The following is an 11,450-nucleotide window of genomic DNA, read 5'->3' as shown; positions in this document are numbered from 1 at the left end:
GGCTTGCGTAATTGTGTAAGCCGCTGTGAAGCTTGTCGCGTCAACTGCACCAGGAGCCAGCGTTACTGGTCCACCTGTTACCGTCACTTTCGGATCCGTGATTTTAATATCACTTACCGTTACGTTACCGGTATTTTCTACCTTGAAGGTATAAGTAATCGTCTCACCTACTTCGGCCTTGCCATTATTGTTCGCATCAGCGAATGTTCCGGTTTTGGTTAAGCGGATCGCAGGGCTTGCTGGTAATGGCGTAATCGTACAAGTCGGACACGTTGGGGTAGCCGGGTTATTTGGATCTGTAGGATTACCGTTTTCTGAATCATCAGTAACCGGGTTACCTTTCGGATCTGTACCCTTAGCGGTAGCTAAATTGTCTACTCTTCCTGCATCAACATCAGCTTGCGTAATTGTATAATTCGCTGTGAAAGTATTATTGTCAACTGCACCAGGAGCCAATGTTACTGGGCCACCTGTTACCGTCACTTTCGGATCCGTGATTTTAATGTCACTCACCGTTACGTTACCGGTATTTTCTACCTTAAAGGTATAAGTAATCGTCTCACCTACTTCGGCCTTGCCGTTATTGTTCGCATCAGCGAATGTTCCGGTTTTAGTCAAACGGATCGCAGGGCTTGCTGGTAATGGCGTGATCGTACAAGTTGGACACGTTGGGGTAGCCGGATTGTTCGGATCTGTAGGATTACCGTTCTCTGAATCATCAGTAACCGGGTTACCTTTTGGATCTGTACCCGTAGCGGTAGCTAAATTGTCTACTCTTCCCGCATCAACATCAGCTTGCGTAACTGTATAAGCCGCGGTGAAGCTTGTCGCGTCAACCGCACCAGGAGCCAGCGTTACTGGGCCACCTGTTACCGTCACTTTCGGATCCGTGATTTTAATATCACTTACCGTTACGTTACCGGTATTTTCTACTTTAAAGGTGTAAGTAATCGTCTCACCTACTTCGGCCTTGCCGTTGTTGTTCGCATCAGCGAATGTTCCGGTTTTGGTTAAGCGGATCGCAGGGCAATTAGCCTGATCAATAATGATTGTAGTTGCAGCAGAAGTACAGCCATCGCTGTTTCTGGCCGTTACGGAATAAGTACCCGAGGCCAAATTATTAAACTCCGTTGAGGCTTGATAGTTTGTTCCATCAATGCTATAAGTATATTGCGAGCCTCTTGGTGTAGCTACCGAAATGCTACCCGTTGCTGTGGTACAAGTTGGCTGAACTACATTCGCCGTTGGCGCAGCAGGCGTAGCCGGTTGCGCGTTAATGGTTACACTAGTTGCAGCAGAAGTACAACCATCGCTGTTTCTGGCCGTTACAGAATAAGTACCCGGTGAAACGTTGGTAAAATCTGTTGAAGCTTGATAGTTTGTGCCATCAATGCTATAAGTATACTGAGATCCTGTTGGTGTAGTTACAAAAATGCTACCCGTTGCTGTGGTACAAGTTGGTTGTACATTGGTAACTGTTGGAGCAGGTACCGGACCAGCTGGCTCAGTAATAGTTACATCTTGCGTTGTTGAGCAGCCATTTGCATCTGTAACAGTAACTGTATAAGTACCTGCAGTAAGGTTATTGGCCGTGGCCGATGCCTGTACAGGATTAGTGTTCCATGAATAATTATAAGGACTAGTACCTCCACTTGCTGAAGCGGTTGCACTTCCTGTATTAGCACCATAACAAATTACATTTTGTGATGTAATATTGATGCTTAATGCAGCAGCAGGCTGTGCGATAGCTACACTTTTGCTATCGGTACATCCATTTGCATCGGTTACTGTTACCGTATAATTACCTGCTGAGAGGTTACTTGCAGTAGCCGTATTTTGTACAGGTGAAGTATTCCATGAATAAGTATATGGACCGGTGCCACCAGTAGCTGAGGCTGTTGCACTTCCCGTATTCTCTCCAAAACATTTTACATCTAAAGGTGGAATATCAACATTCGCTACCAAGGCACTTGAAGGCTGAGTGATCGTAATCGTTTCGGTTCTGATGGTACCAACATTGTCAGTAACTGTGACGGTATAACTACCCGCTGCAAGGTTACTGGCCGTAGCTGTTACCTGTACCGGTGAGGTATTCCATGAATAAGTATATGGTGATGTGCCACCTGTTGCCGTTACCGTAGCTGAGCCATCGCTATTTCCATAACATTTCACATTTGTACTTGTAGTGCTAATGTTCAATGTTGATGCATCAATGGTGATGGTCACTATAGCTGTAGAACAATCCCCGTCTACATCACATACATGATAAGTAAAGGTATCTGTTCCACTGGTATTTGGTTTTGGGGTATAAGTGAACGATCCATCTGTATTCATCGTTACTGAACCCAACGTTGCACCTCCATCGGTACCAATTAAAGACCATACATTACCACCGTCACCACTTGGAGTATCATTCGTTGCTGCGTTTCCAGAAACTGGAACTCCAGGTGTCGTATTTCCAAAATCATTAACTGCAGTTGGCTGACAATTACCTGCTGTTACCGTAAATGACGATGATGTAGCGCAACTTTTGGCATCTGTAACCGTTACGGTATAAGTACCAGCTGCTTTATTGCTGATATCTTGTGTGGTTTCACCAGAGTTCCACTGATAAGTATATGGGGTAGTTCCACCTGAAAGTGTAATATCAATCGATCCATTATTAGTGGCTCCACAGGTTGAATTTATCACCGTTCCGGTAATACTTAATCCGGCGGCTGGTTGAGTAATGGTTACATCCTGAGTGGTTGAACAACCACTGGCATCAGTTACAGTTACCGTATAAGTGCCTGCAGCTAGATTATTTGCGGTAGCGGATGTTTGTACCGGATTAGAATTCCATGAATAGGTATATGGACTAGTGCCTCCTGTCACTGAAACTGTTGCACTACCTGTACTTTCACCAAAACACTTAACATTAGTTGAAGAACTGATTACGGCTGTTAAAGTAGCCGGGCGGGTTAACGTTACACTGGCTGATGCGCCAGAAGTACATGAACCAAGTGTTGCTGAAACGGTATAAGTTCCTGCAGGAGCCGTTACCCGGTCACCAGCAATGGTTACGCCTGCAGACGGACTTACTGTATAGGTGTAAGCTGCGTTATAATTGGTGATGGTAAAGCTACCTGTTGGTGTACATGAGGTAGGCTGAACAACCGCACCAAGCGTTGGAGTTGCCGGTGTTGCGGGTTGTGGATCAATGGTTACACTAGTTGCATCAGAAGTACAGCCATCGTTGTTTCTGGCCGTTACTGAATAAGTACCCGGTGAAACATTGGTGAAATCTTTTGAAGCCTGGTAGTTTGTTCCATCAATGCTATAAGTATATTGCGAGCCTGATGGTGTAGTTACAGAAATGCTACCCGTTGCTGTAGTACAAGTTGGCTGAACTACACTCGTTGTTGGTGCAGCAGGCGTAGCCGGTTGCGCGTTAATGGTAGCATTAGTTGCAGCAGAGGTACAACCATCGTTGTTTCTGGTCGTTACAGAATAAGTACCCGAAGCTAAGTTATTAAACACTGTTGAAGCTTGATAGTTTGTGCCATCAATGCTATAAGTATATTGCGAGCCTGTTGGTGTAGTTACTGTAATACCGCCTGTTGCAGCAGTACAAGTTGGCTGAACTACACTCGTTGTTGGTGCAGCAGGCGTAGCCGGTTGCGCATTAATGGTAACACTAGTTCCATCAGAAGTACAACCATCGCTATTTCTGGCCGTTACTGAATAAGTGCCCGGTGAAACGTTGGTGAAATCTTTTGAAACCTGGTAGTTTGTTCCATCAATGCTATAAGTATATTGCGAGCCCGATGGTGTAGTTACCGAAATGCTACCCGTTGCTGTAGTACAAGTTGGCTGAACTACACTCGTTGTTGGTGCAGCAGGCGTAGCCGGTTGCGCGTTAATGGTAGCATTAGTTGCAGCAGAGGTACAACCATCGTTGTTTCTGGTCGTTACGGAATAAGTACCCGAAGCTAAGTTATTAAACACTGTTGAAGCTTGATAGTTTGTGCCATCAATGCTGTAGGTATATTGCGAGCCTGTTGGTGTAGTTACTGTGATGCTGCCTGTTGCAGTAGTACAAGTTGGCTGAACTACACTCGTTGTTGGTGCAGCAGGCGTAGCCGGTTGCGGGTTAATGGTAACACTCGTTGCAGCAGAAGTACAACCTTCGTTGTTTCTGGTCGTTACAGAATAAGTACCTGAAGCTAAATTATTAAACGCTGTTGAAGCTTGATAGTTTGTGCCATCAATGCTATAGGTATATTGCGATCCTGTTGGTGCCGTTACTGTGATACTACCTGTTGCAGTAGTACAAGTTGGCTGAACTACACTTGTTGTTGGTGCAGCAGGCGTAGTCGGTTGCGCATTAATAGTAACATTCGTTGCATCAGAAGTACAGCCATCGCTGTTTCTGGCCGTTACTGAATAAGTACCTGGTGAAACATTGGTGAAATCTTTTGAAGCCTGGTAGTTTGTTCCATCAATGCTATAAGTATATTGCGAGCCTGATGGTGTAGTTACCGAAATGCTACCCGTTGCTGTGGTACAGGTCGGTTGAACTGCAGTCGCCGTTGGCGCATCAGGTATTGTATTTATGGTTACACCAGTCGTTGAGCTACATCCATTACTATTGGTATAAGTAATGGTGGCTGTTCCTGCGGCTATACCGGTTACTAAACCAGTATTGCTTACCGTTGCCACTGCGGTATTTGAAGATACCCAGGGATTATTAGCAGCTGCCGTAGCAGAACCCGTAAGTTGCGTCGTTTTTCCAACACAAGCTTGTGTGGCTCCCGTGATAGTTGGTAAGGCATTTACCGTTACTGTTACCTGGCGTGTACAGCCATTGCTGTTGGTATAGGTAATAATTGCTGATCCAGCAGCTACTCCAGTTACCAAACCGTTATTATCAACAGTAGCTACTGCGGTATTAGATGACACCCATGGATTGTTAGTGGCGGCTGTAGCTGATCCTGTTAATTGTGTGGTACTGCCCACACACACCGTTGATGTTCCAGTAATGGTAGGCAAAGCATTTACCGTAAAAGTTACCTGTTCCGAACATCCGTTGCTGTTGGTATAAGTAATTGTGGTAGTACCGACAGCAACACTGTTTACGAGACCAGTGTTATTTATGGTGGCTACCGCGGTATTAGAAGACACCCATGGGTTGTTAGTGGCCGCTGTAGGGGAACCGCTCAATTGTGAAGTGGAGCCAATACACACGGCTGTTGTTCCTGTTATTGTTGGTATAGCATTTACCGTAACAGTGACTTGCCGCGTACATCCATTGTTGTTGGTATAAGTAATTACAGCGGTACCTGGCGCTACGCCAGTAACCAAACCCGTATTATTTACTGTGGCGATGGCTGGTGCTGATGATACCCATGGATCTGTTGTAGCTGCCGTGCCAGAACCGGTGAGCTGGGTAGTGGCTGCAACGCATACACTAGTAGTTCCTGTTATAGTTGGCAACGCATTAACGGTCACCGTTAACTGCTTTATACATCCATTACTATTGGTATAGGTAATGGTGGAGGTGCCAGCTGCCACTCCCGTTACTAAACCCGTATTATCTACTGTAGCTATTGCTGTGTTAGATGATACCCATGGATTGTTGGTCGCTGCTGTTGCAGAGCCCGTAAGCTGTGTGGTACCAGCCACACATACACTAGATGTACCGGTAATAGTTGGCAATTCGTTTACCGTAAAAGTGACTTGCTGTGAACAACCATTGCTGTTGGTGTAAGTAATGTTGGATGTTCCTGCTGCAACCCCGGTAACTAAACCCGTATTGCTCACCGTGGCTATGGCCGTATTAGATGATACCCACGGATTATTGGTAGCCGCCGTAGCAGAGCCTGTAAGTTGTGAAGTTGCCCCGATACATGCATTGGTGGTGCCGGTAATGGTGGGTTGAGGATTTATGGTAATCGCAATTGTAGCGGTACAACCTGTGTTGTTAGTATAAGTAATCGTGGTATTACCCGCAGAAACCGGAGTAACCAAACCGTTATTGTCAACAGTGGCCACCGAGGGGTTTGAGGATACCCAGGGATTATTTGTAGCCGGAGTACCTGAACCTGTAAGCTGAAGCGTAGAACCGCCTACACAGCCAGATGCCGGGCCGGTAACGGTAGCCGGAATACAAGAATCGGTAATGGTGTAGGTAGAATTAGATGTTCCATCTGTACAGCTACTTAATTCACCAATCGCCAACCCTGCAGATGGATTGGTTAAAGCCAGGGTAATGGTTTCGTCGGGCTCTGGTGAAACGAGATCGGTACTGACCCTAATATAAGGCGCCAGATTAATTCCGGTTGCCGCTGTACCATCATAGGTACCAGCCGGAATATTGACGGTTATGTTTCCGCTGGTAGCTGTTGGCGTGGTATAATCTGAGCCTCTTGTAGCGGTTCCCCCCACGATAAGCTGCACAGTAGTAGCCGCGGTAGTGGTGCCCGAAATAAGTAATCTTGGTAAATTGGCAGTGGGTGTAGTTTCCGGCCCTGTAGCGGTTGCTGAGCTAAATGATACAAAACTTGATAAAGAAGCTAAACTAACGTTATCTATAAAGTTACCATTACTTACACTTGTGGTACTCCCAGAAGCGCTCACTGCACGGTAGCCATAACTTACCTTTTGTATTGATCCCGTGGTATTTCGCCAGGTGCCTGTATATTGCGTCCATCCGTTTGCGTCTGTATTCTGAGCCGTAAGTGTGGTGGTACCCGGTGTTAAAATTGCGGCAGAGTGCGTTCCGGCTTGAGCATTATTATCTGAAAACCGGGCAACGTCTATATCGTTAATTCTTAATGCCATTACATCCACACCACCCCGCCCCCGGTGGGCAAAAGACCAGGTAAAGGTTTCCCCATTTAATACGCAAAGGGGTGGCTGTTCCAGCATCCCATTAGTAAAAGCATTTAATTCAGCAAAATAATTACCCTGTTTGGCAACAACATTATTAAATCCTGAACGCCAAATTTCGAGGAAACTCCCGTCAGTAGGTACAGAAGTATTATTACTACTTGACATACCTACTGCTTCTGTAGCACTCCAACCGGGAACCTTATCTTCTCTAATAAATTCATTTCTGGTGGTAACGGTTGGACCTTGTTCAAAGCTTCCATTTACAAAGGCACGCACAAAAGGAGTAGGCGCTTCGAATACCTGTAATTCTGTGGGATCAAGGTAATCATCTTGAAGTGTGATCAGCAGAACATAACGGGCTTTATGTGTACCTATATTGAGACTCAGTTGGCCACCTGCAGTCGCTGTATTTCCAGGAAAGGCAGGCGCAAGTCTTGTACCTGCAGGGCCTGGAACAGCGTCAGTACCCTTACCAAAAGGGTCGCTAGCAAAAACTTGATCAGCTTGAGTATAAATTAATCGATTGTACAATGAAGCATTGGCGCCGTCAAGATAATTTTGAGGGTTCACCGCGCCACCTTGTGCAGGCAACAATGATGGATTTTGAGCGCCTACTATGCTCGGAAAGGTTACAATCATAAAACGACGTACCCGATTAGATCCCGGACGGTCTCCGATGTTTACGCGATTAATAAAAACATCAGATCCCAAATCAATCATTAGCCACTCTGCATTTGTAGGCGAATTGGCATTACTGGTATGTGCAATAGTATTGAAGTTCCCATCCGTTAGGTTGGAAATAGGAAAATTTACTGCATCGAAATTACCAGAGGACGTAACTGTTTTACCCAGGGCTACATTAGTCTGCGCTTGTGCAAACCCCGTTTGCATGCCAAAAACCAGCAAAAATAAATATGCCAGTTTCATCCAAAAATTAATAGAGCATCTATTGTTGTTAGTTGGGGGGATTTTAAGGGGTAATTCTCCTGAAAATATCTGGCAGATCAACAGATCCTTTTTGGTGCATGAAGAAGGGTAGAGTTTTTTCATATTTAATGCAGTATTAATCTTGGGTACTATCCTGATTGGTATTGATGACATGTAGGCCAAGTAAAAGCAAGGTTTTTTAGCACTTAACCTCTACTCAGTAATGAATGGGTACGTTATTTTATCTGGTTAATGTGTTCAGCATCTGTTTATACCTGGCTTAATGAAATAAATCATTAGCCTATGTTGCAATCTTAAATACGGTAGTATTCTGTTGATTATCTTTGGCATAAACTATTGCAAAATTTTAATGAAGGTTAATAGCGTTAATGATATAATAGTTGAAAATTGTTTGTTCAGATAAAAGGCCAGTTAAGCCCTTTATTATTTCCGTGCAACTAATGTATTACAAGTAAATATGATGAGGAATAGCCAATAGACAGAAAGGCATTGTGACTCCATAAAACAGGGATTTTGTTCGTTGAATAAAAACTGCAGAATTTCATAGCAACGGAACAAAACGAAGCAATCTCATTTCGGCTAATGATATAGAAATTTAAAAACCGCTAGGAAAATTGCACAGGAGGTTACAAAATTAAACCTGCACCAGGACAAGTTTATATCGACGGCATTGCAAATTAAATGATAAGCTATTTTAAATATCCAAAAATTTACAGGGAGTAAAAGAACGGTATTAAGACAGTTTCCTATATGATTTATCTATTTAGCTGTTATCATTAGCATAGGAATATGTGGTATTTTAAGAAGGATAACTGATTTAAAATTACATCCCGATAAACCCATTATTAAGCCACGTCAAAAATTGTTTATGCAGGTGTATATTGTTGGGGCAAAGAAAAACTTATCATAAATTAATTTAAATGCATCAGCAAAATAACCTAATGCTTATATATTATTTTTTTTAACAATATTGCATGATTGAAATCCCCGGCAAACTACTTTTTCATTTAGCCATTCTTATATGGTTTAATATGAACTTAACCCATTTACCAGGGCGAATAAGAATTTATAGATAACTGCTATCCCCAGATAAACTCCTATGCATAAAATCTTAATCAGTCTGATCATTCTCTTTTATTTTGCTTCCTGCAATAGAAAACCACCCCAGCAAACTGATCCGGGTTTATCCAATCAGGCAGAAAAAATATTAAGTAAAGTAGATACAATGAGGCGTTACAAGCTGAGCGATCAAGCCATGGTCTATCTTGATTCTTCTTATCGTACCTTAAAAAATCCCAGCGTAAAAGATTTATATGAGCGGTTAAACGTCAAATTCATGCATTATCGTACAACAAAAGAAGATACCCGTAAAACAAATTTGTATGCAGATAGTATGCTAACGCTTTTAAATAATTGGCAAAACCAGTATAAGCTTGAGTATGTAGATGCAATTTTTGCCAAAGGTGATGCTGAATTAATGAATAAACAGTATAATACTGCCTTTCATTACTACTACAAAGCCCAGGATTTTGCTGCTAAAAACTTAGATAAATGCCATGCCTATGGTATCACTTATCGCCTGGGTGGGGTGAGATACAAACAAAAAAAATATCTGGAGGCTATTCATTTCTTTAAACAGGCTTACCGTGATAGTAAATACTGTAGGGACAATAAAACACTATACAACAATTACTTAGCTAGGCACAACTATCTAAATTCAATCGGCATTTCCTATGAACTTATCGGTAAGCTGGATAGTGCAACACTTTATTATAAAAAGGCGCTATATTTAATCAACCAATACCCACAGATGCATCAGTTAAAAGAGGATTATATCCTCGCTTCTATGGGTATCGTATATGGTAATCTTGGAGGAGCATATGCCAAATTAGGTCAATATGATCAGGCAGAGCAATACTTAAAAAAAAGTATTGCGATTAATGACCGGCCAAAGTTTGATGAAGTGGATGCCTTGACAGCAAAAATTAAGCTGGCAAAACTTTACCTCGACTTTAATCATTTACAAAAAACTGATCGCGTGTTGAAAGAGTTGAGGCTTAAATTAGCAGACAAGCATTCTGAGAAGGCCATGCCGATAGAGAGCGAATTAAGGGTGTATAAATTGGGGTGGTTGTACTATGATAAAACCGGAAATATCCCAAAGGCGTATGCTAACCTGCAACTTTACTACAACAAGCAGGATTCTATAAATAGGGCAAATCTGACGCTTAAGGTGAGCGATATAGATATGTTTTTCAAAAATAATGAGCAACAGTATAAGCTAAATTCCTTAAGCGAAGAGAAAGAAAAACAACAGGATTTTCTGATTGCGTTGATTGTATTTTCAGTCGTTATTATTATCACTTTGTTCTTTTTATCTCATAGCAGGAAAAAACTTAAAATGCTTAACCGGCAAACCACTGAACAAAATATTCAAATGCAAGAGCTACTCACGGCGTTGGAGATCAGTCAGCGTGAAAACACGCGTATGATGCAGATAGTAGCGCACGATCTTCGCAGTCCATTAGCTGCAGCCATTAGCATTACGGCACTGCTCAAAGATGCTGATCTCTCCACAGATGAACATAAAATGGTAGATCTGCTGGAAACTTCCTGCACCCATTCACTAGAAATGATTGCCGATTTATTACATATTAACACCAATGCTAACGATATAAAAACAGAATCGGTTGTATTGAATTCTTTGATAATTTACTGTATTGAATTGCTTCAGTTTAAGGCAAAGGCAAAAAAGCAAAAGTTAATGTTCTCTGGCATAAACGTTACGATTAAGGCAAATTCCGGAAAAATCTGGCGGTTAATTAGCAATTTAATTATTAATGCAATTAAGTTTAGCCCGATAGGTGGAGATATTACAATTGAGATGTTTAAAACAAAAGATAAAGTTACGATCAAAATTAAAGATCAGGGTATAGGAATCCCCACGGAACACAAGGACAAAATCTTTGATATTTTTACTGATGCCAGACGGGTAGGTACATCTGGAGAACATTCCTTTGGTATTGGCCTTGCCATTTCCAAACAAATTGTGGAAGCGCACCGTGGCGATATCTGGTTCGAAAGCAAAGTGAATGAAGGAAGTACTTTTTATGTATCGCTACCTTTTAATTAATTTAATTTCTAACAATATTATTGAAAAGGTATAGTAATGCAGCGGATCAACATGCCTTTAATACTGTTGTTTTTTCCCGCTGCGCTGGCTGGCCTCGGCTAGCCACCGAAGGGCTTTTACTTTTTTGCTTGATCAAAAAAGTAACAAAAAAATCAAGGCTTGGATCTGATGTTGGATAAATTCGTTAAAGCTTTGTTTCGGCAGCACAAGCACCCCGATGAAGAATCGGGGGAGTACGCGCTGCCTTGGGTTATGGGGGTATGAAAGTTTAGAGTTGAAGCTTTAACGTTTTCTCCTTCCATCATTTCCTAGGCCGGATAGCAGGGTGGCAATAGCATGATGAGAATTAGATGCAAACTCAGATTTATAACAAGAATTGCGGTCGCTATCACTTCCCAACAAGGCCAAACCACCGTTTCTTCGTTCTGCTCTTAGACCGGCATGGTCAATTTTTTGGGATGGCACTGACCTAGCCCAGCTACTGACTTGGATAAAA

At 42.6% G+C, this 11,450-nt stretch carries 3 protein-coding genes; 1 reads left to right on the top strand and 2 read right to left on the bottom strand.

Translation table 11 applies throughout. The annotated features are described in order from the left end of the window. The coding region (locus SOM16_RS22395; RefSeq protein ID WP_320466229.1) for a DUF7507 domain-containing protein at positions 1–7,923 on the bottom strand (7,923 nt) is incomplete at its 3' end. Positions 7,924–8,920: 997 nt separating this feature from the next. Here SOM16_RS22395 and SOM16_RS22390 point away from each other — a divergent pair. Then, positions 8,921–10,954, top strand: a complete 2,034-nt coding sequence (locus SOM16_RS22390; protein ID WP_320466228.1) for a tetratricopeptide repeat-containing sensor histidine kinase — start codon at positions 8,921–8,923, stop codon at positions 10,952–10,954. Positions 10,955–11,236: 282 nt separating this feature from the next. Here SOM16_RS22390 and SOM16_RS22385 read toward each other — a convergent pair. After that, positions 11,237–11,450 (bottom strand): hypothetical protein (locus SOM16_RS22385; protein ID WP_320466227.1); only part of this gene is annotated, 214 nt, incomplete at its 5' end.

Source organism: Pedobacter sp. CFBP9032 (assembly GCF_034045265.1).
Lineage (GTDB): Bacteria > Bacteroidota > Bacteroidia > Sphingobacteriales > Sphingobacteriaceae > Pedobacter.
This window is presented reverse-complemented; position numbering and strand designations above follow the sequence as displayed.

Coding starts and splice junctions, on each gene's coding strand:
- SOM16_RS22390 (WP_320466228.1), top strand. CDS start 8,921: ATGCATAAAATCTTAATCAGTCTGATCATTCTCTTTTATTTTGCTTCC.